The sequence below is a fragment of the Enterobacter cloacae complex sp. GYL001 genome, from assembly GCF_049237125.1.
Classification (GTDB): Bacteria; Pseudomonadota; Gammaproteobacteria; order Enterobacterales; family Enterobacteriaceae; genus Enterobacter; species Enterobacter hormaechei_C.
On sequence record NZ_JBMKGW010000018.1, the window covers coordinates 49,919 to 74,664 of the forward strand.

Consider the following 24,746-nt stretch of genomic DNA (forward strand, 5'->3'; position numbering starts at 1 on the left):
TATCCTTCCCTGTAAATTCCCCGTTTTCAGAGTTATTTGTCATGAAAGAAGTCGAAAAGAACGAAATTAAACGCCTGAGCGACCGTCTGGATCTGATCCGCCATCAGATGGCTGGCCTCTCCCTGGTCGATTCTGCCGAGAAATATGCCGAGCTGGAAAAAGAGTCCGTGAAGCTGGAGGCGGAAATTGAACGCCTGCGCGAAGTGAAAGGCCAGAAGCTGAGTAAAGAAGCGCAGAAGCTGATGAACATGCCGCATCGCCGCGCGATCACCAAAAAAGAGCAGGCCGACATGGGCAAGCTGAAGAAAAGCGTCCGTGGCCTGGTGGTGGTGCACCCGATGACTGAGCTTGGTCGCGAAATGGGCCTGAAAGAGATGACGGGTTTTTGTAAGACCGCGTTCTGATCGTCCTCCCCTGCCGCTGCGGCAGGGGAAACTCAGTTGTAAATCAGGTTAAACGTCGCCATCGCATCCGCTTTTCCCGCCGTCACGTTCTCTTCCGTCTGAAGGTAATGCGCATCAAACCAGAAGGTTTGCGTCTGGTTATCCCCCACTTGCCCAAATGCTGACACCTGTGGGGTGTTCCACGGTACCACCTGCCCCTGAACCGAACCGGTATTGTCACCGTAAAGCAGTTCGATCCCGACACCGCTGGCGCTATCCTCCTGTTTCGTCAATGCCAGTGCCCGATCGTTGCCCGGCGTGGTATCGCCAAAGAAACCCATCTTCACCGCCGTGTTATTTTCGCAGGTCACCGGAATGCTGAAGCGTCCGCCTCCGGCGCGGGAGCCTATGCCATGAAATTCACGCTGGCTCACGCTCCCCATGGGAACAAGAATGCTGCGAGAGCCCACTGAACAGCTGGTACGCCTGACGGTGAAGCTGGCGAGATGGATCTGTACCGGTGTCGCCACGTTGGTGGCGCTGGCTTGATTTTCTCCCGCCTGCAATATCAGCGATCCGACATTTTGCTCCTGGGAATTGGCGTTATCGTCAGGCATGGCGCTGGTCGTTGGAATTTTGTAAAACACCACCCAGAACTGCATTTTATACATTGAGGCGCTGGCAAAGGCGGGGTTTTGCGATGCGTCGCAAATGCGCCGGGACTCATTGCCATTCACCTGACTTGTGCCGTCAATATAGCGTACCGCATCGGCGCCGCAGTACTGCTGTTCCCGGAACCCCAGCGCATAGCCGATGCCGTCGATCTGAGTTTTATAGACGTGACGTGACGCACCGTCTTCACCAACCACGCTGCCGACAGGGTTATCCATGTCGACAAAGCCGATACTACGCCAGGCATCATTCCCGCCATCACAGCTGTAGAAATCCGCCCCGGTAGATTGTATCGGCGCAGATATCGGCGTCCAGTCCGCCGTGCCGGGCGCATACCCTATGGCGTAGGGCACCTGAACGACCCACTGATCGCGCGTGGTGCGGCAAGATGAGGTCTGAGCATGGGCATGAAAACTCAGCATGCCAAAAAGCGAAAGAAGGCTCAGATAGAAAAACCAGTGAATAAAACGACGCATGATATTCCTCTAATGGCACTCAACGGATAGCGTGGCGATACCGGGGGCCATATGAGCTTTCCCCAGTCTGAAAGGTGTCTGGCATTGCTGCTGCTCCCCGTCCTGATACCAGCTGACGCGCAGGGTGCCGCGCTCTGGTACCCCGCTCAGGTAGGCCTACCGCCGTCAGCGACCATGCTTCGGTTTGCAGAATGGCGGTTCTGCTCCACCACTTCAGCCTGCGCGCCAAACGGCAACGGTTCGCCGTGGTAGCGCAGGGAAAACAGAACGCGATAACCAATGTGGGTTTTGTAATTGGCCAGCACCACCGCGCCGCTGGTGGGAATGAGCGTCAGACCGCTCTGCTCAACGTCGACGTTCTCACCCAGCGTCGCCGTATCAAGACTGACGGTATTTTTGCGATACGCCGAGAGCGTTGGCATGACCGCATAGCCGCGGCTGTCGGTGTGGATCCCGTTGTAGCCCTCCGGCTCAACGTTCGCCGCGCCGGGCACGCGTAGCAGGGCGACGGTATCGCCCAGCGGCTGGCTAAGCGTGACGCCATACTGCGTGGCGATAACGCCTCCGGCGAGTCCGAGGCTCGCGTTGCTACCGCTTCGGCTGTGGTCATAACCGAGGCTGACGTTGCCGTAGCCACCGTTGTATTGCAGCGCCAGGCTGGTACTGTCGGCTTGTCCCTCGCTGGCCTTACTCTGCTGAACGCTGTAATTAAGGTTGCGATTCGCCAGCGCACTGCCGTTGAGTGACACCTGCTGAGTGGTCATCCCACGATTGTTGTGGTTGATGAAGTAACTGACCGAGCTGTCCGGTAACCAGTGACCAAGCGGAACATTGACGTTAAACGACACGGTACGATCGGGATGCTGCTCAAGCGCTGAGTCGGTGTAGTCATACCCCGCGCCCCAGGTAATGCCTCGCCAGCTGGTGTACCAGCCAATGTGGATGGTTTTATCCTGCCCGGACGTATGCCAGTAATCCTGCATCCATGCCGAGACGCTGAGGCTGCCGAACTGACCCAGCGTCTGTGAGAAGGTGACCTGCGAGCGGCTACGGCGATTATTGAGTTGCAGCTGTTGGCTGTCAGACTGATTCAGTTCACTGAATTCATAGTAATTGCGCGAGGCATAGCGATAACTCGCCAGGTTGAAGGCGGTGCCGGTAGCGCTGAAATCTTTCTGATACTGAATGCGCCACGCCTGCCCCATCGCGCTTTTGCCATTGGGTAAACGGCTTTTTGCCAGCGTATCGTCAATGCCCAGCGAGCCAAATGCGCCAAACCCTCTGCCTACGCCAATTGCACCGGCCTGATAGTTGCTCGCCGTACGAAAGCCGCCATACACCGTCATCCTCGAGAGCAGGCCGTAGAAGAAAGCGCCTTCAACAAACTCAGGTGAACGCGCATCGCCGGAGCCGGAGTGAAATCGTCCGGCGTTGAGGCTGTATTTCAGGCTGCCCAGGCGTCGCATAAACGGCACCGCAGAATAGGGTTGGGTAAAGACGCGCGTTGAGCCGTCACTTTCCGTGACCGTCACCTGTAGATCGCCACTTTGTGCGCCGGGGAACAGATCGTTAATGATAAATGGCCCGGCGGCCACCCAGGTTTCATAGATCACATAGCCATTTTGCGAAACGGAGACTTTAGCGAAGCTGTGTGCGACGCCGCGGATGGTTGGTGCGAAGCCGCGCTGGCTGTCGGGCAACATGCTTTCGCTTGATGTGAGCTGTACCCCGCGAAACGCCACGCTATCGAAGACGTCGCCTGCGGTCCAGGCATCGCCGATCCGTAGCTGGCTGTTAAGACGGCGAATATCCCGGGTCAGCCAGCTACTTTGCGACTGAAAATGGTCGCCGCCCGCGTCGCTGTGGCTCCAGGCGGAGGTGTTGCGCAACCGCCACGCCCCCAGATTGATACCGTTACGCAGGCTCAGATAGCTGGATGTCGTGACGCCACGCTGATGATGTGCCTGGCCGCCCGACAGACTGTAATCAGTAAATGCCGCCGGGATACCATCGTCCCACTGCGACTGCGGCACGTAGCCACGGCTGCGGTGTTTCATCGCCGCCTGCGGCAGGCTGAGAAAGAGACGCTGCTGGTTGAAATCATAGGAGGTTCGCGCTGCCGGAATGAAATCCGCGAGGTGCGTGAACGTTTCTCCCTCCCGCAACCGTGAGAATGCAGGAATGGCCCTGACATTCACCCCAAGCGCTTCCAGCAGCGATACGCTAAAAACGGGTTGCAGGCTGCCTTTCTCATTGACGAAGGTGATCTCCTGATGCCGCTCCTCGCGTCCGTTAATCTCCAGCGTCACGAGTCAGGTGCCTGGCATCTGCCCGCCCTTTTCAGAGAAATAGTGCAGATCCGCCGTTTTCTGTTCGGTAGAGGAAAGCTCCAGCGCGGCGGGATCAAAGTAATCCTCGGCCATCCCCGCGCGGCTGAAGCTAAGCAGCAACACCGAAAGCGGCGCGTAACGAAACAGGCGAAAAGACATGGTCTTAAAGAGGCTGGGTGTGGGTGGCGGTGATGGCACCAAAATCATTAATAGCCGACCAGCTTACGCCCCCGGAGGCGGACACAGGCCATTCGCGGATTTCCCCTGGACCGATCATGCCCGGCTGCTCAATTTTATGCCCGCCAACGGACAGTCGATAAAAAGAGACGTAGTATGGCGTCGGGTTGGCGGCCTTAAGCCCTTTTCCCGTCCGCGAAAACGTTATTTTCTGCCAGGCAGTGGCAGCGTCCCCTTTAAGGTTGTCCGGGCGGTAGAAAATTTTAAATTTCGATTTAACGTTAACTTGTAATTCGTTGCTGCTCTCTTTTGGCTTTGGCGCAATCGCTTTAATATCGAGCCAGAATACAGATTCACGATCTGTGGGCAGCGGAGCGCCGGTATATTGAATACGCAGCGTGTTGGTCTGCTCCGGATCAAGTCTGAACAGAGGTGGCGTGACAATAAATGGCGCAGCGTTATTTTTATCCTGCCCATCACCTTCAACCCACGACTGAATAAGATAGGGAACCGCACTTTCCATATTAGAAACAGAAAATGCCACCTCCTTGCTGTGTTGTGGGTATACGATCCGTGTTCCCCCCATTACAACGCCAGCGGAAACTGACGCAGAACTAACCATTAATGCAGTGAGCATAATATACGATAAACGTTTCATCATTATTATCTCTGGAGGTGGCTGAGAGTGAAATCAGTTATAAACCATCAGGAAGTTGGAAACGGCATTGACGTCGCCCGCGTTAATTTCCGACCCGTCTTTGTCGAGAGAAGCATAAAACGTTAATTCAGCATTGCCTTCAGCATCCGGTGCGGTTGTTTCAGATACCGCACCCGGTTTAATCGCGGTGCTGCGATCGCTGTTATAAAGCTTCACGCCGACGCCCGTCGCCATACCTTCGCCTGGCGTAACCTGTAGCAGTGTGTCATTCACCGTATCTTTTGTTCCGTCAAACAGTACCGCAACCGATTCAACCGTCTCCGGGCAGTTCTCTACGTTGATTTTGAACTCACGCGGCGTCGTTTCGCTATGATCGTCGAAGTAGCTTTTCGCCCACGCGCCGAGGTCTACCGTTTTGCTTTTTGACGCAGGGGTAATATCACAGGAAATAAGGGTGATTTTCCCGGTAAAGTTGATCACGCCGCCTGTGCTCTGCGAGCCAGCGCCTGTATCCAGGGAAGCATTAACGCCAGAATCACTGCTTGCCAGTACTGATTGAGAAGATAACAGCAGCCCCGCCGCGGCAATCGCCAGCGCCACATTTTTGATTTTCATTTGGAACACTTTCCCCTCTGTAAATTAAACAGATATAGACTTGTTGTACCAGGTACAATAACCGCTATAAGGATTTAAAAACGCCACCAAAAGGGTTTTAGCAGAATGGGTGACGCGACCTTATAGAATAAAGCAGGGTCCATCCCATGGTGATAATCCGTATATTTTCAGAAGGCCATACACAGATATCCTGCAACTGAGGAAATGACTTCTGGCCGAAAATAACACTGAATACGTTGTGGTTAGTAATAAATTTAATGTCTTCTGTAACGTTGCTTCTGAATAAATAGTAAATCATATGCCTTTTAACGTCTACGTATTGAAAAGCAGTACGCCGCGTCTGTAAACACTCTAAAATTAACACTCAGCTAACAAATTTAACCCCTTTCGATTGCCCTGATAATTATTAATTTGCTTTTAATACCGTAACTAAATTACAAGAGAGCCAACTGATCATTGTTTGATCAATTTATTTCAGAATATTATTAGCCAAAAAATGTCACTTCAGCAAAAAATTCTTGCCCTTTATCCTGAAAAATCACGGTTAAACAGGATATTTCTTTATCGATCAGCAATTGATCGTTTGTAATACACTGTTAAAATCTATATGTGAAATTTACCTTAATTAAAATTTTTTGCTACAGCTTAGATTTCGCATTTTTAACCAAAAAAAATTTTATTTATAGGAAATAAATCACTCTGCTCACATATATACAGCTTTTCAAAAACACAAATAAAGCAAACAAACCTCATTCAATTCACGTAATATTATCACCTCCCCATTTTATTCAACATCTTTTACGCGCCGTATCTGCTCAAAAGGCGAAAGTAATGCCCTCCACCTGACTACCGCTCCCAACGCACACGGTGAGTTGATTTTGCGATTTTGGTCCTACCAATCATGCGCAAAGCTATCCATCGTTCACAGTTTTGATGCTCCACTTCACAAAACCATTGCCGAATAGCAACACTTGGTTAACCATTTATTGCCATTAACCCTACATCACAATATTGGATGGACCACTTTTACACTAAGTGTGACGCTGAGATGAGCAGAGACTCACCCGACGAACACCTGTGTGGTCCTCAGGAGACCTGCATGAGCCTCTGGCAACAAAACTACGATCCGGCCGGGAATATCTGGCTGTCGAGCCTGATCGCATCGCTACCGATCCTGTTCTTCTTCTTTGCGCTGATAAAGCTCAAGCTGAAGGGCTACCTTGCCGCAACGTACACCGTTGCCATCGCCCTGCTGGTGGCGCTGTTCTTCTATAAAATGCCGGTCGATCGCGCGCTGGCCTCCGTGGTGTATGGTTTCTTCTACGGCCTGTGGCCGATTGCGTGGATCATCATCGCCGCCGTCTTTGTCTACAAAATCTCGGTCAAAACCGGGCAGTTCGACATTATTCGCTCGTCGATTCTCTCTATTACACCGGACCAGCGTTTACAGATGCTGATTGTCGGTTTCTCCTTCGGGGCGTTCCTTGAAGGGGCGGCAGGATTTGGCGCGCCGGTGGCGATCACCGCCGCTCTGCTGGTCGGGCTGGGCTTTAACCCGCTGTATGCCGCTGGCCTGTGCCTGATTGTGAACACCGCCCCGGTGGCGTTTGGCGCGATGGGCATTCCGATTCTGGTGGCGGGCCAGGTGACCGGGCTGGACAGCTTCGAGATCGGCCAGATGGTAGGTCGCCAGCTGCCGTTCCTGACCATTATCGTGCTGTTCTGGATCATGGCGATTATGGACGGCTGGCGCGGCGTGAAGGAGACCTGGCCTGCGGTGATGGTAGCGGGCGGTTCGTTCGCCATTGCCCAGTATCTCAGCTCCAACTTCCTCGGCCCGGAACTGCCGGACATCATCTCTTCCCTGGTGTCGCTGGTCTGTCTGACGCTGTTCCTGAAACGCTGGCAGCCGGTGCGCATCTTCCGCTTTGCCGATATGGGTGCCTCACATGTGGATCAGACTCTGGCGCGCACCGGCTATACCGCCGGACAGATTGTGCGCGCATGGTCACCGTTCCTGTTCCTGACCGCCACCGTGACGCTGTGGAGCATTCCGCCTTTTAAAGCCCTGTTCGCCCCGGGCGGCGCGCTGTACGACATGGTGATTAATATCTCCGTGCCGTTCCTCGACAAAATGGTCGCCCGTATGCCACCGGTGGTGCACGACGCCACGCCATATGCGGCAGTGTTTAAGTTCGACTGGTTCTCAGCCACCGGCACGGCCATCCTGTTTGCCGCTATCCTTTCCGTAGTGTGGCTGCGCATGAAGCCTGCCGCCGCGGTGCAGACCTTTGCGGCGACGATTAAAGAGCTGATGCTGCCGATTTACTCCATCGGCATGGTGCTGGCGTTCGCGTTTATTTCGAACTACTCCGGCCTGTCGTCGACGCTGGCGTTAGCGCTGGCGCATACCGGCCACGCGTTTACCTTCTTCTCGCCGTTCCTCGGCTGGCTGGGGGTGTTCCTGACTGGTTCAGATACGTCATCTAACGCCCTGTTTGCCGCCCTACAGGCCACGGCTGCGCAGCAGATTGGCGTCTCGGACGTGCTGCTGGTCGCCGCGAACACCACCGGCGGCGTGACCGGGAAGATGATCTCGCCGCAGTCCATCGCCATTGCCTGTGCCGCGGTGGGGCTGGTAGGCAAAGAGTCGGATCTGTTCCGCTTTACCGTTAAACACAGCCTGATATTTACCTGCATGGTGGGCGTGATCACCACATTGCAGGCCTATGTCTTAACCTGGATGATTCCATGATAGTGATGCCCAGACGCCTGTCCGACGAGATTGCCACTCGCGTACGGGCGCTGATAGAAGAACAACAGCTGGAAGCGGGCATGAGATTGCCCGCCGAGCGTCAGCTTGCCGCTCAGCTTGGCGTGTCGCGCAACTCACTGCGCGAGGCGCTGGCGACGCTGGTTAGTGAAGGGGTGCTGCTGAGCCGTCGCGGCGGCGGCACCTTCGTGCGCTGGCAGCATGACGACTGGTCCGAACAAAACATCGTGCAGCCGCTGAAGACGCTGATGGAAAACGACCCGGACTACAGCTTCGACATCCTCGAAGCGCGTCACGCCATCGAAACCAGTACAGCGTGGCACGCGGCGATGCGGGCAACCGACGCCGACAAAGAGAAGCTCAAAGCCTGTTTTGAGGCCACGCAAAGCAGCGACCCGGACATCGCCTCCCAGGCGGACGTGCGGTTCCATCTGGCGATTGCCGAGGCCTCGCACAACGTGGTGCTGCTGCAAACCATGCGCGGGTTCTTCGACCTGCTGCAATCCTCCGTGAAGCAGAGCCGCCAGCGCATGTATCTGGTCCCGCCGGTGTTTGCTCAGCTGACCGAACAGCACGAGGCGGTGCTCAACGCCATTCTGGCCGGTGATGCCGAGGCCGCGCGCAAGGCGATGATGGCGCATCTCGGCTTCGTGCATACCACCATTAAACGATTCGATGAAGATCAGGCCCGACAGGCGCGTATTACCCGTCTGCCTGGCGAGAGTGATATTTCCAGGGAGAACAAAGCATGATTATTTCAGCAGCCAGTGATTATCGCGCCGCGGCGCAGCGCATTTTGCCCCCGTTCCTGTTCCACTACATTGACGGCGGGGCGTATGCCGAATACACCCTGCGCCGCAACGTGGAAGACCTGTCGGAGGTGGCCCTGCGCCAGCGCGTGCTGAAGAATATGTCTGACCTGAGCCTTGAGACGAAGCTGTTTAACGAAACGCTCTCCATGCCGGTAGCGCTCGCACCTGTCGGTTTATGCGGCATGTATGCTCGTCGCGGTGAAGTGCAGGCCGCCGCCGCCGCAGATGCCAAAGGCATTCCGTTTACCCTTTCCACCGTGTCCGTCTGCCCGATTGAAGAAGTCGCCCCGACCATCAAGCGCCCGATGTGGTTCCAGCTGTACGTCCTGCGCGATCGCGGTTTTATGCGCAACGCGCTGGAGCGCGCCAAAGCGGCGGGCTGCTCAACGCTGGTCTTTACCGTCGACATGCCGACCCCCGGCGCGCGCTACCGCGACGCCCACTCCGGCATGAGCGGCCCTAACGCGGCCCTGCGCCGTTACTGGCAGGCGGTGACGCACCCGCAGTGGGCGTGGGATGTGGGCGTGAACGGCCGTCCGCACGATCTGGGCAATATTTCGGCCTACCTGGGTAAACCGACCGGGCTGGAGGATTACATCGGCTGGCTGGCGAACAATTTCGATCCGTCGATCTCATGGAAAGACCTGGAGTGGATCCGCGAATTCTGGGACGGCCCGATGGTGATCAAAGGGATCCTCGACCCGGAAGATGCCCGCGACGCGGTACGTTTTGGCGCCGATGGGATCGTGGTCTCTAACCATGGTGGCCGCCAGCTTGACGGGGTGCTCTCCTCCGCCCGCGCCCTGCCGGCCATTGCCGATGCGGTGAAAGGCGATATTGCGATCCTGGCCGACAGCGGCATCCGTAACGGGCTGGACGTGGTGCGCATGATCGCCCTGGGCGCGGACAGCGTGCTGCTGGGCCGTGCTTACCTGTACGCGCTGGCCACCAGCGGCCAGGCGGGCGTGGCGAATCTGCTGAACCTGATCGAGAAAGAGATGAAGGTGGCGATGACGCTGACCGGTGCGAAAACAATCGGTGAAATCAGCAAAGACTCTCTGGTGCAGGAGCTCAGTAAGCTGCCTGCGGCGCTGGCCCCTCTTTCTCAGGGAAACGCGGCCTGATCTCCCCCGGTTAGCCTTCCCTTCTTCCGCGCCCGACTTCCCCCTCGGGCGCTTTTTTTGTTGAAAATAACACCTGCGTAACATTCTGGATAAGAAAATTTGACACACCCCGCCTCTCCGCAATTGTATAGACAAGCAAATACAAGAACACAAAAACAACATCACATCGGAGGGGAACGTATGACGTATTCAGGTCGGGTGGATATTCAGCAGGTGATCGATGAAAGTCCTTTTTCAGGGTTTCACTGGCTTCTTATTGTGCTGGGCTTTCTGGTGCTGGCGATTGATGGGTTTGATACCGCAGCGATGGGTTACATTGCGCCTACGCTGTCGACAGAGTGGGGAATACATAAACAGGATCTGGGGCCGGTGCTGAGTGCGGCGCTGCTGGGGCTGTCGCTGGGAGCCCTGATTGCAGGTCCGGTATCGGACCGGATGGGACGCAAGCGCGTACTGGTCTTTTCATGCCTGTTCTTCGGCCTGGCGAGCCTGGGCACGGCCTGGGCGCAAAGTCTGAATACCCTGACGCTATGGCGATTTCTGACAGGCCTCGGCCTCGGCGCTGCCATGCCTAACGCCATCACGCTGATCTCCGAGTTTGCCCCCCAGCGCTGCCGCGCCATGGTAATTAACACCATGTACTGCGGCTTTCCGCTGGGTGCGGCGGGCGGCGGGGCGATCTCGTCCTGGCTTATCCCTCACCACGGCTGGCGAAGCGTGCTGCTGACCGGCGCGATTGCGCCGCTGATTTTAACGGTGCTGCTGGCGCTGCTGTTGCCGGAGTCGGTGAAGTTTCTGGTGCAGCGCGGGAAAGACGTCGCCCAGGTTCGCCGCATCGCCAGCCGGTTCGCCCGCAGCACGCTGGATAGCGTCACGGGCTTTTTCCTCGCGGAGGAGAAAGTCGCGTCGAAAAAAGGCAGCGTGTCGCAGCTGTTTTCCATGCCCTGGCTGCCCGGCACCCTGATGCTGTGGGTCACCTATTTTATGGGGCTGGTGATTTATTACGTCCTGCTGAGCTGGATGCCAACGCTGATGCAGGGGATGGGATATGCGCTGACGGAATCCGCCTGGCTTACCTCGCTGTTCACCTTCGGCGGCACCGCTGGCATTTTGCTCGCGGGCTGGATGATGGATCGCTGGGAAGCGCACAAGGTGGTCGCGTGTGGTTTCGTGCTGACGATGGGCCTGATTCTTTTACTCGGCATTGAGCATAACCATATCGCCCTGTTTGGCGGGTTAATTTTCCTGATGGGGATCGCGATGAACGGCGCGCAGTCGGGCATGCAGACCCTGGCCGCCACCTTTTACCCTACCGAGTGCCGTGCGACGGGTATCGCCTGGATGCAGGGGATCGGCCGCTTCGGCGGCGTGGCGGGCACCATGACCAGCGCCCAGCTTCTTTCCATGCAGTGGCAGGCGGACAGTATTTTAATGATCCTCAGCGTACCTGCTCTCGTGGCTGCGGCGGCAACCGTCTACAAAATGCTGTATAGCCGCGCGCAGGAGCCGGGCGTCGCCTAGTCCCTCTCTTTTCTGCTATTCTGCCCCCGCAATTAAGGGGGCAGCATGCTTAACATCGTCTTATTCGAACCAGAAATTCCGCCGAACACCGGCAATATTATCCGCCTGTGCGCCAACACCGGTTTTCGTCTGCACATTATTGAGCCGATGGGCTTTACGTGGGACGACAAACGTCTGCGCCGCGCGGGGCTGGACTACCATGAGTTTACCGCCGTCGTTCGTCATCACGATTACGCCGCGTTTCTGGGATCCGAAAAACCACAGCGCATGTTCGCCCTGACCACCAAAGGTACGCCAGCGCACAGCGCCGTAAGCTATCAGGACGGGGATTATCTGATGTTTGGTCCGGAAACCCGCGGCCTGCCGGCCACCATTCTGGATGCCATGCCCGCTGAGCAGAAAATTCGTATTCCGATGATGCCGGACAGCCGCAGCATGAACCTGTCGAATGCGGTGTCGGTGGTGGTGTATGAGGCGTGGCGCCAGCTGGGTTATCCCGGCGCGATATTGCGTAGCTAAAACAGTTCGGGTGGCTTACGCCACCCGATTCGTCGTGTTTAGCCTGCTACCGCGATACGTTTCATATCGGTCATGTAGCCACGCAGTTTCTGGCCCACTTTCTCGATTTCGTGGCTGCGAATCGCTTCGTTGACGTCACGCAGCTGCGCGTTATCAACCGCTCCTTCCGCAATCGCCTGGCCCAGATCGCCCGCTTGCAGGGTGGTCATGAACTCTTTCAGCAGCGGTACGCAGGCGTAAGAGAACAGGTAGTTACCGTACTCGGCAGTATCGGAGATCACCACGTTCATCTCATACAGACGTTTACGGGCGATGGTGTTTGCGATCAGCGGCAGCTCGTGCAGCGATTCGTAGTACGCAGATTCTTCAATGATGCCCGAATCCACCATGGTTTCGAACGCCAGCTCAACGCCCGCTTTCACCATCGCGATCATCAGGACGCCTTTATCGAAGTACTCCTGCTCGGTGATCTTGCCGTCATACTGTGGTGCGGTTTCGAACGCGGTTTTACCGGTCTCTTCGCGCCAGGTCAGCAGTTTCTTATCGTCATTCGCCCAGTCCGCCATCATGCCGGAAGAGAACTCGCCGGAGATGATGTCGTCCATGTGTTTCTGGAACAGCGGCGCCATGATGGTTTTCAGCTGTTCAGAGAGTGCGAACGCGCGCAGTTTTGCCGGGTTGGACAGTCGGTCCATCATCAGCGTAATGCCGCCCTGCTTCAGCGCTTCGGTGATGGTTTCCCAGCCGAACTGAATCAGTTTTTCCGCGTATGCCGGATCGGTGCCTTCTTCCACCAGCTTGTCGAAGCACAGCAGAGAGCCGGCCTGGAGCATGCCGCACAGGATGGTCTGCTCGCCCATCAGGTCAGATTTCACTTCCGCAACGAAGGAAGATTCCAGCACGCCCGCACGATGGCCGCCAGTGGCCGCTGCCCAGGCTTTGGCAATCGCCATGCCTTCGCCTTTCGGATCGTTTTCCGGGTGAACGGCGATCAGCGTCGGTACGCCGAAGCCACGTTTGTACTCTTCGCGCACTTCGGTGCCCGGACACTTCGGTGCCACCATCACTACGGTGATGTCTTTACGGATCTGCTCGCCCACTTCAACGATGTTGAAGCCGTGGGAGTAACCCAGCGCGGCGCCGTCTTTCATCAGCGGCTGTACGGAACGCACAACGTCAGAGTGCTGCTTGTCCGGCGTCAGGTTAACCACCAGATCCGCCTGCGGGATCAGCTCTTCGTAGGTGCCCACTTTGAAGCCGTTTTCGGTCGCTTTACGCCAGGAAGCGCGCTTTTCAGCAATCGCTTCTTTGCGCAGGGCGTAGGAGATATCCAGCCCGGAGTCACGCATGTTCAGGCCCTGGTTCAGACCCTGTGCGCCACAGCCGACAATGACCACTTTTTTACCCTGAAGATAGCTCGCGCCATCAGCAAATTCATCGCGCGCCATGAAGCGGCATTTGCCCAGCTGCGCCAGCTGCTGGCGCAAGTTCAGTGTATTAAAGTAGTTAGCCATGGGTGATACCTCGTGATGTTGTGTGTCTTATTGTTCGGTTCGCGTTTCAGCGAGAATGTACCCACATTACAACAGGAAATTTATTGCGGAAATTGATATATTCACAACGTCACATTGCAATTTTTGCAATGTAAAAAGAGGGAGTGGAATCGGTGGATTTACGCGATCTGAAAATGTTCCTGCACCTGGCGGAAAGCCGTCACTTTGGCCGTAGCGCCCGGGCGATGCACGTCAGCCCCTCCACGCTGTCGCGCCAGATCCAGCGCCTTGAGGAAGACCTCGGCCAGCCGCTGTTCGTGCGCGATAACCGCACCGTCACCCTCACGGAAGCAGGTGAAGAGCTGCGCATCTTTGCTCAGCAGACGTTATTACAGTATCAGCAGCTGCGGCACACCATCGACCAGCAGGGGCCGTCGCTTTCCGGCGAGCTGCATATTTTCTGTTCCGTGACCGCTGCCTACAGCCATCTTCCCCCCATTCTCGACCGCTTCCGCGCGGAACATCCGTCGGTTGAAATTAAGCTCACCACCGGCGATGCCGCCGACGCGATGGAAAAAGTGGTTACGGGCGAAGCGGATCTGGCGATTGCCGGAAAACCTGAAACGCTGCCGGGGGCGGTGGCGTTCTCGATGCTGGAGAATCTGGCGGTAGTGCTGATTGCCCCGGCGCTGCCCTGCCCGGTGCGCAACCAGGTTTCGGTGGAGAAACCGGACTGGTCCACGGTGCCGTTTATCATGGCCGATCAGGGGCCGGTGCGCCGCCGCATTGAGCTGTGGTTCCGCCGCCAGAAGATCAGTAACCCGTCGATTTACGCCACGGTCGGCGGCCATGAGGCGATGGTATCGATGGTGGCGCTCGGCTGCGGCGTAGCGCTGCTACCGGAAGTGGTGCTGGAAAACAGCCCGGAGCCGGTGCGCAATCGCGTGATGATTTTAGAACGCAGCGATGAGAAAACGCCGTTCGAGCTAGGCGTGTGCGCACAAAAAAAGCGGCTGCATGAGCCGCTTATTGATGCGTTCTGGACGATATTGCCGAACCACTAAAGCCGGGTGGCGCTGCGCTTACACGGCCTACACGCAGTTCACCCCTTAGAACGTAGGCCTGATAAGCGCAGCGCCATCAGGCATTTTCCCGAACAACCTAACCCGCCAGGAAGAAACGGAACGCCGGGTTGTGGGTTTCGTCATGGCACTCATAGCCCAGCTCGTTCAGGCGCGTTTCGAAATCCGGCTCGTGCTCGCCCAGCTCGAACGCCGCCAGTACGCGGCCATAGTCGGTGCCGTGGCTGCGGTAGTGGAACAGAGAGATGTTCCAGTGCGTGCCCAACGTGTGCAGGAACTTGAGCAGCGCGCCCGGCGATTCCGGGAACTCGAAGCTGAACAGGCGTTCCTTCAGCGGCTTGGATGGACGGCCGCCGACCATGTAACGCACGTGCAGCTTCGCCATCTCGTCGTCGGAGAGATCGACCACGCTGTAACCGCCGTCATGCAGCAGGCTGAGGATCTCTTTGCGCTCCTCCACGCCACGGCTCAGACGCACGCCGACAAAAATGCACGCATCTTTGGCATCGGCAAAGCGGTAGTTGAACTCCGTTACCGAACGACCGCCCAGCAGCTGACAGAACTTCAGGAAGCTGCCCTTTTCTTCCGGAATGGTCACCGCCAGCAGCGCTTCACGCTGCTCACCCAGCTCACAGCGCTCGGAAACGTAGCGCAGACCGTGGAAGTTCACGTTGGCACCGGAAAGCACGTGCGCCAGACGCTCGCCGCGAATATTGTGCTGGGCGATGTATTTTTTCATTCCCGCCAGCGCCAGCGCGCCGGATGGTTCCGCCACCGCACGCACATCCTCGAAGAGATCTTTCATCGCCGCGCAGATAGCGTCGCTGTCGACGGTGACGATATCGTCGAGATACTCCTGGCACAGGCGGAACGTTTCGTCGCCAATGCGCTTCACCGCCACGCCCTCGGCGAACAGCCCGACGCGCGGCAGATCTACCGGATGTCCCGCGTCCAGCGCCGCCTTCAGGCAGGCAGAGTCTTCCGCTTCAACCGCAATCACTTTGATCTGCGGCATCAGCTGTTTGATCAGCACCGCCACACCTGCGGCTAAGCCACCGCCGCCCACCGGGACGAAAACGCGGTCGAGATGGGCGTCCTGCTGCAACAGTTCCAGCGCCAGCGTACCCTGCCCGGCAATCACCATCGGGTGATCGAACGGCGGCACCCAGGTGAAGCCCTGCTGCTGCGCCAGCTCAATCGCTTTGGCTTTGGCTTCGTCAAAGTTAGCGCCGTGAAGCAGCACTTCTCCGCCGAACCCGCGCACCGCGTCGACCTTGATATCTGCGGTGGCGACCGGCATCACGATCAGCGCCTTCAGCCCCAGACGCGCCGAGGAGAACGCCACGCCCTGCGCGTGATTGCCCGCCGAGGCGGTAATCACCCCGCGTGCTTTCTGCTCGTCCGTCAGCCCGGCCATCATCGCGTAGGCGCCGCGCAGCTTGAAGCTGTGCACCGGCTGCCTGTCTTCACGCTTCACCAGAATGACGTTGTCGAGACGCGAAGAGAGTTTGTCCATTTTTTGCAGGGGCGTGACCTGCACCGCTTCATAGACCGGCGCGCGTAGTACCGCTCTCAGGTATTCCGCCCCCTCCGGGGCGGCGGATAAGGGTTGTGACTCGGCCATCATTAGCCCCCCAGTTTAGATTTATCGCGCACCGCGCCTTTATCTGCACTGGTGGCAAGACTCGCGTAAGCGCGCAGGGCGAAGGAGACTTCACGCTGACGATCTTTCGGCGTCCAGGCTTTGTCGCCGCGGGCTTCCTGCGCCTCACGACGGGCCGCAATCTCCTGGTCACTCAGCTTCAGCTGAATGCCGCGGTTCGGAATGTCGATTTCGATCAGGTCGCCATCTTCGATGATCGCGATATTGCCGCCGCTTGCCGCTTCTGGCGAGACGTGGCCAATGGAGAGGCCTGACGTGCCGCCAGAGAAACGACCATCGGTGATCAGCGCGCAGGCTTTGCCGAGGCCCATCGATTTCAGGAAGGTGGTCGGGTAGAGCATCTCCTGCATGCCGGGGCCGCCTTTCGGCCCTTCGTAGCGAATGACCACCACGTCGCCTTCCACCACTTTGCCGCCGAGGATAGCGTCTACCGCTTCGTCCTGGCTTTCATACACTTTTGCCGGGCCGGTAAATTTCAGGATGCTGTCGTCCACGCCTGCGGTTTTCACAATGCAGCCATTTTCCGCGAAGTTACCGTACAGCACGGCCAGACCGCCGTCTTTGCTGTAGGCATGTTCCAGCGAGCGAATGCAGCCTTCGGCGCGATCGTCATCCAGCGTGTCCCAGCGGCAATCCTGCGAGAACGCCTGGGTGGTACGGATGCCCGCCGGACCGGCGCGATACATGTTTTTCACCGCGTCGTCTTTGGTCAGCATCACGTCGTACTGCTCCAGCGACTCCGGCAGCGTCAGGCCGAGCACGTTTTTCACGTCGCGGTTCAGCAGCCCGGCACGATCCAGCTCGCCGAGAATACCAATCACGCCACCCGCACGGTGGACATCTTCCATGTGGTACTTCTGGGTACTCGGCGCGACTTTACACAGCTGCGGCACTTTGCGGGAGAGCTTGTCGATGTCGCTCATGGTGAAGTCGATTTCAGCTTCCTGCGCGGCGGCCAGCAGGTGCAGAACGGTGTTGGTGGAACCGCCCATGGCGATATCCAGCGTCATGGCGTTTTCGAACGCCGCTTTGCTGGCGATGTTACGCGGCAGCGCGCTGGCGTCGTCCTGCTCGTAGTAGCGTTTGGTCAGCTCAACGATGCGCTTGCCCGCGTTAAGGAACAGCTGTTTACGGTCGGCGTGGGTCGCCAGCAGCGAGCCGTTGCCCGGCTGAGACAGGCCCAGCGCTTCGGTCAGGCAGTTCATGGAGTTGGCGGTGAACATCCCGGAACAGGAGCCGCAGGTCGGGCACGCGGAGCGTTCCACCTGGTCGCTCTGCTCGTCAGAGACTTTCGGGTCCGCGCCCTGGATCATCGCATCGACCAGGTCGAGCTTGATGATTTTGTCGGAGAGCTTGGTTTTCCCCGCTTCCATTGGGCCACCAGAGACGAAGATCACCGGAATGTTCAGGCGCAGGGAAGCCATCAGCATCCCCGGGGTGATTTTGTCGCAGTTGGAGATACAGACCATTGCATCGGCGCAGTGGGCATTAACCATGTACTCCACCGAGTCGGCGATCAGCTCGCGCGACGGCAGTGAATAGAGCATTCCCCCGTGGCCCATTGCGATACCGTCATCCACCGCAATGGTGTTGAACTCTTTCGCCACGCCGCCGGAGGCTTCGATTTGCTCGGCAACCAGCTTACCGAGATCGCGCAGGTGCACGTGGCCCGGCACAAACTGGGTGAAGGAGTTCACCACGGCGATAATTGGCTTGCCGAAATCGGCGTCGGTCATTCCGGTGGCGCGCCACAGTGCGCGGGCACCCGCCATATTACGGCCGTGGGTGGTGGTGGCTGAACGATACTTAGGCATGCTTTATTTACTCCCGTCTGACTATTTAATGGGACGGTGCGTGCCGTCCCAAATTTATATTTAGTGATTAACCTGATCCAACCAGCCGTATTTGTCTTCTGTTTCGCCGGTGAAGAGGCCGAAGAAGGCTTGCTGAATGCGTTTGGTGACCGGGCCACAGCGGCCTTCGCCCACCTGAATGCCATCGACGCTACGCACCGGCGTAATTTCAGCCGCGGTACCGGACATGAACACTTCGTCAGCCAGGTACAGGGATTCGCGGGACAGTACCTGCTCGCGCACCTCGATACCCAGATCTTTTGCCAGCTTGATGATGGCGTCGCGGGTGATGCCCGGCAGCGCGGACGAAGTGAATGGCGGGGTGAACAGAATGCCGTCTTTCACTTCAAACAGGTTTTCACCCGCGCCTTCGGAGATGTAGCCATTCACATCCAGCGCGATACCTTCCTGATAGCCGTGACGGCGCGCTTCGCTGCCGACCAGCAGTGAGGAAAGGTAGTTACCGCCCGCTTTAGCCGCAGTCGGGATAGTGTTTGGCGCCACGCGGTTCCAGGAAGAAACCATTGCGTCGATCCCCTGATCCAGCGCTTCCGCGCCCAGGTAGGCGCCCCACGGGAACGCGGCAATGATCACATCGGTGTTATAGCCAGCGGGCGGGTTGACGCCCATGCCGACATCACCCACGAAGACCAGCGGACGAATATAGGCGCTGGTCAGTTTGTTCTGGCGAATCACCTCGCGGCAGGCTTCCATCAGCTCATCAACGCTTTGGGAGACCGGGAAACGATAAATTTTGGCTGAGTCATGCAGACGCTGCATGTGTTCGCGATGGCGGAACACCACTGGCCCTTTGTGAGAGTCGTAGCAACGGATCCCTTCAAACACGGAGGTGCCGTAGTGCAGCGCGTGGGACATCACGTGAACTTTCGCGTCTTCCCAGCGAACCATCTCACCATTGAACCAAATGTAATCAGCTTTTTTTGTCGTCATTTTTTCGTCCTGTCACGCTTAAGCGCGGATTTGTTGTGATGTGGTTGTGCTCTGGCAGATGGCAACATGGGCAACGTCTACCAGTTTTGATAACTGACTAAACAGTAAGTCGACCGGCCGCGGGCTGGCAACGGTTAATTCGATACTGATGTTCTGCGCGTCGGTGGCCGTTTCCATATTCATAGAGCAAATCTGAAAGCCACGGTGGCGAACCACGCGCAATACGCGTTCTAACGTTTCCGGGTTGAAGCGAGCCTGCACGGCGACCTGATGTTGCATCATGATAATTTCTCCAGCATTTGTGAGTTACTGGCACCGGGCGGTACCAACGGCCAGACGTTCTCAAGCTCGTCGATTGAGACATGAAGCAGGTATGGCCCTTCGCTTGACAGCATGGTGTCGAGTGCCGCTTCAACCTGGTCTTTACGGGTGATGTGCTGGCCAGGAATGCCGAAGGCGCTGGCCAGGGTGAGGAAATCGGGGTTATCGGTCAGGGTCGTTTCGCTGTAACGCTCCTGGAAGAACAGCTGCTGCCACTGGCGAACCATGCCTAAACGCTGGTTATCGAGCAAGACGATCTTCAGCGGTAACTGCTTACGCTTCACGGTGCCGAGCTCCTGGACGTTCATCATGAAGGAGCCGTCACCGGAGATACAGATAACGGTATCGTTCGGGCGGGCAACCTGCGCGCCAACGGCTGCTGGCAGACCGAAGCCCATCGTCCCTAACCCGCTCGAGGTGATAAAGTTCTCCGGGCGGGTGTAGGTCATGTGCTGGGCTGACCACATCTGATGCTGGCCGACATCCGTCGTTACCACGCTGTCTGCGGGTTTACGGTCTGACAGCTGTTTCAACAGCAGCGGCGCATAGATGGCGTCGCCTGGGTGATCGTAACGCCACGCGTGTTCAGTACGCATATCAGCGGTGTGCTGACGCCATGGGTTGATATCCAGCGGCTGCTCCAGCGCCGGTAACAGCGCGTTAAGATCGCCCTGCAACGCGACATGCGCCTGACGCAGTTTGTTCATCTCCGCCGGGTCGATGTCCATATGGATCACTTTGGCGTTCGGCGCGAAGGTATTCAGCTTGCCGGTAACGCGGTCGTCAAAACGGGCGCCGACGGCGATAAGCAAGTCGCATTCCTGCACCGCCAGGTTTGCCGCTTTGGTACCATGCATCCCCAGCATGCCGAGGTAGTACGGGTAATCTGCCTCTACCGCACCGAGACCTTTCAGCGTGCAGGTGGCGGGCATTTGCGTGGTCGCAATGAACGCGCGAAGCGCCGGAACAGCCTGCGCCATGCCCACGCCGCCGCCTACGTACAGCATCGGTTGTTTGGCCTGCGCCATCATCTGACGCGCCTCTTCCACCTCTGCATGCGGGAACGCATTATCGCTTTCCACGGTAGAGAAATGCGGCTCCAGATCGCCGAGTGCAACCTGGATATCTTTCGGGATATCAACCAGAACCGGGCCAGGACGGCCAGAGCTGGCAACCTCGAACGCTTCGGCCATCACCCGCGGCAGCTCTTCGAGAGACTGAACGAGGAAGCTGTGTTTGGTGCAGGCCAGCGATAAACCGAGCACATCCACTTCCTGGAAAGCATCGGTGCCGATGAATGGAGAGGCCACCTGGCCGGTGATCGCCACCACGGGTACGGAATCGAGCAGCGCGTCAGCCAGGCCGGTGATCAGGTTCGTTGCGCCGGGACCTGAGGTGGCCATACAGACGCCAGTTTTACCGGTCGCACGGGCATAACCGATGGCGGCCATCGCTGCGCCCTGCTCGTGTCGGCACAACAGGTGTTCCACGCCGCCGTCATACAGTGCATCGTAAATCGGCATAATTGCGCCACCCGGATAACCGAATACGGTTTCGACTCCCTGCGCGCGCAACGCATGTACTACCCATTGTGCCCCATTCATAGTTAGTTCCCCGTCATAAATCTGGAGAAACAGAATTTTGTGCTAGTCGTCATTCTCTGCTCCTCATTTAAGTTTTTTAGTCATAAAAAAACCCCCGGACCTTTCGGTGCGGGGGTCTTAGTTCGTTAAGGCTTGATTTCTAAGCCTTTCCTCGTCCAAGTGCAGCCCCGCACGGTGGGATAATAATCACCACCACGCTAATCACGACCAGGCTAATCACTCGTAGAAGGGCTGTCATTTTCAGTTCTTTTTGCATCTTGTTCGAAGGAATACCTAAAGAGTTACCACAGATATTTCATCTGACACAAGATTTTTTTATGACCTATATCTGTAGCATGCGAACTATTTCTTTCAAAATCGTTGTTTTATATAGGGAAAAAATAGAAATGAAGATTTTTCATTTTGTTGTCCTGCTTCATCCGGCAAGGCGCGCATGATTTCTTTTCTGCGAGGCCGATTCCACCGACATGTAAGGATTACATTTTGCCGCTAAAAGGCTGGAACGAGCGCCGTAATTCAGTGAATTAGTGCTAAACAGGAAAAAATGATGCTGGCATAGTCACCGCCAAGGAGGGCTTATGTCACTGTCAGTTGTTTATACACGCGCGGCCATCGGCGTGAAGGCACCGCTTATTTCTGTAGAGGTTCATTTAAGTAATGGACTGCCCGGACTGACGCTGGTCGGCTTACCAGAAACGACCGTTAAAGAGGCGAGGGATCGCGTGCGCAGCGCAATTATTAATAGCGGTTATGCTTTTCCGGCGAAGAAGATCACCATTAACCTTGCGCCTGCCGATTTGCCAAAGGAGGGAGGGCGATATGATTTACCTATTGCTATAGCGCTTCTCGCGGCTTCTGAACAGCTCAATACGCCAGGGCTAAGCTCGTGTGAGTTCGTGGGTGAATTAGCGCTTACAGGCGCGTTAAGAGGCGTTCCCGGAGCAATCTCGGGTGCGCTTGAAGCCATACGCGCGGGAAGACAAATCATTGTGGCCAATGAAAATGCCTCTGAAGTAAGCCTTATCGCCGAAAAGGGGTGTCTTGTCGCGGGACATTTGCAAGAGGTTTGCGCCTGGCTGGAAGGCCGACACGAGCTTGCCGAGCCGCAGGAGAATGACGAGGTGGCGCCAGCTTCGCCCGAGGATCTCAGCGATATTATGGGTCAGGAACAGGGTAAACGGGCGTTAGAGATAACGGCCGCGGGTGGGCATAACCTGTTACTGATAGGTCCGCCAGGCACGGGGAAAACGATGCTGGCGAGCAGATTGAGCGGCCTGTTGCCACCCCTCAATAATCATGAAGCACTGGAAAGCGCCGCGATATTTAGCCTGGTCAGTTCTACGTCGCTGCATAAACAGTGGCGCCGCCGTCCTTTCCGCTCTCCACATCACAGTGCGTCTCTTACCGCGATGGTGGGCGGGGGTTCGATCCCCGGTCCGGGTGAAATCTCACTGGCGCACAACGGCATTCTCTTCCTGGATGAATTGCCAGAGTTTGAACGCCGCGTGCTGGATGCATTGCGGGAGCCGATTGAATCCGGCGAAATCCATCTGTCTCGTACACGGGCCAAAATAAGCTACCCTGCGCAGTTTCAGCTGGTCGCCGCGATGAACCCTAGCCCTACGGGTCATTATCAGGGCAACCATAACCGCTGTACGCCAGAGCAGACGCTGCGCTATCTGAGTAAGCTGTCCGGCCCCTTCCTCGACCGTTTTGATTTATCTCTCGAGATCCCCCTGCCCCCACCCGGTCTGCTGAGGCAAACCGGTATCAAAGGCGAAAGCTCAGCAGCTGTGCGTGAACGGGTTATTGCGGCGCAGGCGCGGCAGTATGCTCGTCAGAACAGGCTGAATGCCCGGCTGGATAACAGCGGGATCCGACAGTTTTGTTCTCTCAACGCTGAAGATGCAGGCTGGCTGGAAGAGACACTGACGCGGTTTGGGCTATCCATTCGCGCGTGGCAGCGTTTGTTGAAAGTAGCGCGCACGGTCGCCGACGTGGAGGGCTGCCCCGGAATAGAGAGGCGGCATTTGCAGGAGGCATTAAGTTACCGTGCGATCGATCGGCTGCTGTTGCATCTGCAAAAAATGCTGGCGTAAAAAAAGGGGCCGTAGCCCCTTCTCTTCTTAATCGTCAGACTCGGTGTAGTCTTCTGCACCTTCCATCTGCGGCTTACCACCAGACAGCGTATGGAAACGCTTAGGACGCTTAATGCGAGCCATATACTTGATCCATACACGTTCTGCATCAGACTGCGGCTCACGCTCACCACGGCAAACAGAGACAAACTGTTTTTCATCTTCGGTTGCCGGTTCACGTTTGCCCAGATCCAGCTCGTTAAAGGCATAACCATGGCGCTCAAGAAGTTGAGCTTCTTTGATAGTGAAATCGCCGTGACGAGAGAACCCGCGCGGGTAATGTTTATTGTCGAAAAAACGATTAGTCGTCGTAAAGCTTTCCGCCATCCTACACGCTCCTAATTCTTTGGCCGAGCTATTTATGGCGCGGAGTATTAGTTACGCTTGACAGAGTGTAAAACAAAACATTTAAATCATAACGACAAATAATTTTGTGGAGAAAGATGTGGATACGGAATTGCTAAAAACTTTCCTCGAAGTGAGCAGAACGCGACACTTTGGGCGAGCAGCTGAAGCCCTCTACCTGACGCAGTCAGCAGTCAGTTTTCGTATTCGACAGCTGGAAAATCAACTGGGTGTGAACCTTTTTACCCGCCATCGCAACAATATTCGTTTAACTCCGGCTGGTGAAAAGCTGTTGCCTTATGCAGAAACCCTGATGAATACCTGGCAGGCAGCGCGAAAGGAGGTTGCGCACACCTCCCGGCATAATGAATTCTCGATCGGTGCCAGCGCATCGCTATGGGAATGCATGCTCAGCCAATGGCTTATGCGGCTATATCGCACACACAACCATCTGCAATTTGAGGCGAGGATTGCGCAACGTCAGTCGCTGGTTAAGCAACTCCACGAGCGGCAGCTTGATCTGCTGATCACCACAGAAGCCCCCAAGATGGACGAATTTAGCAGCCAGATTGTTGGACAATTTAGCCTGGCGCTCTATGCATCGGAGCCTGCAATGATGAAGGCCGACCTGAATTATTTACGCCTGGAATGGGGGCCTGATTTTCAGCAACACGAGACGGGGTTAATTGCCAGCGATGATATCCCGCAGCTCACGACAAGCTCAGCGGAGATCGCATGCCAGCATCTTCCCGCATTGAAAGGCTGTACCTGGTTACCTGTTCGCTGGGCGGATAATAATCCTACACTCCATGTTGTCACCGATTCGACAACGCTCTCCAGACCGCTGTATGCCATTTGGCTGCAAAACAGCGATAAGCAGTCGCAGATAAAAGATCTGTTAAAAACCAGCATACTGGATTAACGCAAAAGCCTGCGGAAACGCAGGCTGCTTATTCTTCAGGAAGGTGTTGAGCTGTTTTGCAGGCAAAAAAAATCCTTTGCCGAAGCAAAGGATTCTATATGGCAGGGGCGGAGAGACTCGAACTCGCGACACCCGGTTTTGGAGACCGGTGCTCTACCAACTGAGCTACGCCCCTAAAGTTTTTGCCATTAAGCCTGCCGGAAGGGCAGGCTTAATGTCTTAATAAGTGGCGGAACGGACGGGACTCGAACCCGCGACCCCCTGCGTGACAGGCAGGTATTCTAACCGACTGAACTACCGCTCCACCGAATACT

Annotated in this window: 22 protein-coding genes, 2 tRNA genes and 1 pseudogene; 9 read left to right on the plus strand and 16 right to left on the minus strand. The window is 56.5% G+C overall.

Annotated elements, in window-relative coordinates; genetic code table 11:
• Positions 1-41: 41 nt before the first annotated feature.
• Positions 42-404, plus strand: a complete 363-nt coding sequence (locus tag ACOTWU_RS21765) for a YibL family ribosome-associated protein (RefSeq protein ID WP_015572767.1) — start codon at positions 42-44, stop codon at positions 402-404.
• Between the two features lie 32 nt (positions 405-436).
• Here the strand turns inward: ACOTWU_RS21765 and ACOTWU_RS21770 are convergent, their stop codons facing one another.
• The 5 genes and pseudogenes from ACOTWU_RS21770 to ACOTWU_RS21790 form a co-directional block, all read right to left on the minus strand.
• Entirely contained in the window at positions 437-1,531 is a 1,095-nt protein-coding gene (locus ACOTWU_RS21770; RefSeq protein WP_126499283.1) for a fimbrial protein, read from the minus strand.
• Positions 1,532-1,540: 9 nt separating this feature from the next.
• Positions 1,541-3,840: pseudogene (locus ACOTWU_RS21775) on the minus strand (fimbria/pilus outer membrane usher protein).
• Positions 3,841-3,843: 3 nt separating this feature from the next.
• Complete coding sequence (locus ACOTWU_RS21780) at positions 3,844-4,020, minus strand: hypothetical protein (RefSeq protein WP_232964484.1); 177 nt, start codon at positions 4,018-4,020, stop codon at positions 3,844-3,846.
• Between the two features lie 4 nt (positions 4,021-4,024).
• A complete protein-coding gene (locus ACOTWU_RS21785) occupies positions 4,025-4,699 on the minus strand; it encodes a fimbrial biogenesis chaperone (protein WP_023295610.1) in 675 nt (224 codons plus the stop codon).
• 30 nt (positions 4,700-4,729) lie between these two features.
• Positions 4,730-5,311, minus strand: coding sequence for a fimbrial protein (locus ACOTWU_RS21790; RefSeq protein ID WP_126499284.1), 582 nt, complete (start codon positions 5,309-5,311; stop codon positions 4,730-4,732).
• 1,099 nt (positions 5,312-6,410) lie between these two features.
• On the opposite strand from ACOTWU_RS21790, the gene lldP reads away from it, so the two are divergent.
• The 5 genes from lldP (at position 6,411) to trmL (ending at position 12,060) form a co-directional block, all read left to right on the plus strand.
• Positions 6,411-8,066: an L-lactate permease gene (gene lldP / locus ACOTWU_RS21795; protein WP_003860175.1), complete on the plus strand. Its 1,656-nt coding sequence runs from the start codon at positions 6,411-6,413 to the stop codon at positions 8,064-8,066.
• Complete coding sequence (gene lldR / locus ACOTWU_RS21800; protein WP_006808630.1) at positions 8,063-8,836, plus strand: transcriptional regulator LldR; 774 nt, start codon at positions 8,063-8,065, stop codon at positions 8,834-8,836. Before lldP ends, lldR begins: the two co-directional genes overlap by 4 nt.
• Positions 8,833-10,020 carry an FMN-dependent L-lactate dehydrogenase LldD gene (gene lldD / locus ACOTWU_RS21805; protein WP_015572772.1) on the plus strand — a complete coding sequence of 396 codons (1,188 nt, stop codon included), beginning with the start codon at positions 8,833-8,835 and terminating at the stop codon, positions 10,018-10,020. Before lldR ends, lldD begins: the two co-directional genes overlap by 4 nt.
• Positions 10,021-10,200: 180 nt before the next feature.
• Positions 10,201-11,541, plus strand: a complete 1,341-nt coding sequence (locus ACOTWU_RS21810; protein ID WP_047718912.1) for an MFS transporter — start codon at positions 10,201-10,203, stop codon at positions 11,539-11,541.
• A gap of 45 nt (positions 11,542-11,586) precedes the next feature.
• The gene (gene trmL, locus ACOTWU_RS21815; RefSeq protein ID WP_039269488.1) at positions 11,587-12,060 is read left to right on the plus strand and encodes a tRNA (uridine(34)/cytosine(34)/5-carboxymethylaminomethyluridine(34)-2'-O)-methyltransferase TrmL; all 474 of its coding nucleotides are present in this window, start codon (positions 11,587-11,589) and stop codon (positions 12,058-12,060) included.
• Positions 12,061-12,098: 38 nt separating this feature from the next.
• On the opposite strand, the gene ilvC is transcribed toward trmL, so the two are convergent.
• A complete protein-coding gene (ilvC, locus tag ACOTWU_RS21820; protein ID WP_006808634.1) occupies positions 12,099-13,574 on the minus strand; it encodes a ketol-acid reductoisomerase in 1,476 nt (491 codons plus the stop codon).
• A 152-nt stretch (positions 13,575-13,726) separates the two neighbouring features.
• Here ilvC and ilvY point away from each other — a divergent pair, with 152 nt between their 5' ends.
• Entirely contained in the window at positions 13,727-14,617 is an 891-nt protein-coding gene (ilvY, locus tag ACOTWU_RS21825) for an HTH-type transcriptional activator IlvY (protein WP_017693777.1), read from the plus strand.
• Positions 14,618-14,714: 97 nt separating this feature from the next.
• Here the strand turns inward: ilvY and ilvA are convergent, their stop codons facing one another.
• From ilvA to ilvL, 7 genes are all read right to left on the minus strand, one after another.
• Positions 14,715-16,259: a threonine ammonia-lyase, biosynthetic gene (ilvA, locus tag ACOTWU_RS21830; RefSeq protein ID WP_026094330.1), complete on the minus strand. Its 1,545-nt coding sequence runs from the start codon at positions 16,257-16,259 to the stop codon at positions 14,715-14,717.
• A gap of 2 nt (positions 16,260-16,261) precedes the next feature.
• A complete protein-coding gene (ilvD, locus tag ACOTWU_RS21835) occupies positions 16,262-18,112 on the minus strand; it encodes a dihydroxy-acid dehydratase (RefSeq protein ID WP_008501574.1) in 1,851 nt (616 codons plus the stop codon).
• Positions 18,113-18,172: 60 nt separating this feature from the next.
• A complete protein-coding gene (gene ilvE, locus ACOTWU_RS21840) occupies positions 18,173-19,102 on the minus strand; it encodes a branched-chain-amino-acid transaminase (protein ID WP_003860182.1) in 930 nt (309 codons plus the stop codon).
• A gap of 18 nt (positions 19,103-19,120) precedes the next feature.
• The gene (gene ilvM, locus ACOTWU_RS21845; RefSeq protein WP_003860184.1) at positions 19,121-19,384 is read right to left on the minus strand and encodes an acetolactate synthase 2 small subunit; all 264 of its coding nucleotides are present in this window, start codon (positions 19,382-19,384) and stop codon (positions 19,121-19,123) included.
• Complete coding sequence (gene ilvG / locus ACOTWU_RS21850; protein WP_023304625.1) at positions 19,381-21,027, minus strand: acetolactate synthase 2 catalytic subunit; 1,647 nt, start codon at positions 21,025-21,027, stop codon at positions 19,381-19,383. Before ilvG ends, ilvM begins: the two co-directional genes overlap by 4 nt.
• 2 nt (positions 21,028-21,029) lie before the next feature.
• Positions 21,030-21,080 carry a peptide IlvX gene (ilvX, locus tag ACOTWU_RS21855; RefSeq protein WP_166792073.1) on the minus strand — a complete coding sequence of 17 codons (51 nt, stop codon included), beginning with the start codon at positions 21,078-21,080 and terminating at the stop codon, positions 21,030-21,032.
• An 86-nt stretch (positions 21,081-21,166) separates the two neighbouring features.
• Positions 21,167-21,265: an ilv operon leader peptide gene (gene ilvL / locus ACOTWU_RS21860; protein WP_001311244.1), complete on the minus strand. Its 99-nt coding sequence runs from the start codon at positions 21,263-21,265 to the stop codon at positions 21,167-21,169.
• A 340-nt stretch (positions 21,266-21,605) separates the two neighbouring features.
• Here ilvL and ACOTWU_RS21865 point away from each other — a divergent pair, with 340 nt between their 5' ends.
• The gene (locus ACOTWU_RS21865) at positions 21,606-23,126 is read left to right on the plus strand and encodes a YifB family Mg chelatase-like AAA ATPase (RefSeq protein WP_193548040.1); all 1,521 of its coding nucleotides are present in this window, start codon (positions 21,606-21,608) and stop codon (positions 23,124-23,126) included.
• Positions 23,127-23,153: 27 nt separating this feature from the next.
• On the opposite strand, the gene ACOTWU_RS21870 is transcribed toward ACOTWU_RS21865, so the two are convergent.
• Positions 23,154-23,492, minus strand: coding sequence for a DUF413 domain-containing protein (locus ACOTWU_RS21870; protein ID WP_006808641.1), 339 nt, complete (start codon positions 23,490-23,492; stop codon positions 23,154-23,156).
• 118 nt (positions 23,493-23,610) lie between these two features.
• Between ACOTWU_RS21870 and hdfR the strand changes: the two genes are divergently transcribed.
• The gene (gene hdfR / locus ACOTWU_RS21875; protein WP_023304628.1) at positions 23,611-24,432 is read left to right on the plus strand and encodes an HTH-type transcriptional regulator HdfR; all 822 of its coding nucleotides are present in this window, start codon (positions 23,611-23,613) and stop codon (positions 24,430-24,432) included.
• Between the two features lie 99 nt (positions 24,433-24,531).
• Here the strand turns inward: hdfR and ACOTWU_RS21880 are convergent.
• Both ACOTWU_RS21880 and ACOTWU_RS21885 read right to left on the minus strand, forming a co-directional pair.
• Positions 24,532-24,607, minus strand: a tRNA-Trp gene (locus tag ACOTWU_RS21880).
• 52 nt (positions 24,608-24,659) lie between these two features.
• Positions 24,660-24,736: transfer RNA gene (locus ACOTWU_RS21885), tRNA-Asp, on the minus strand.
• Positions 24,737-24,746: the final 10 nt, after the last annotated feature.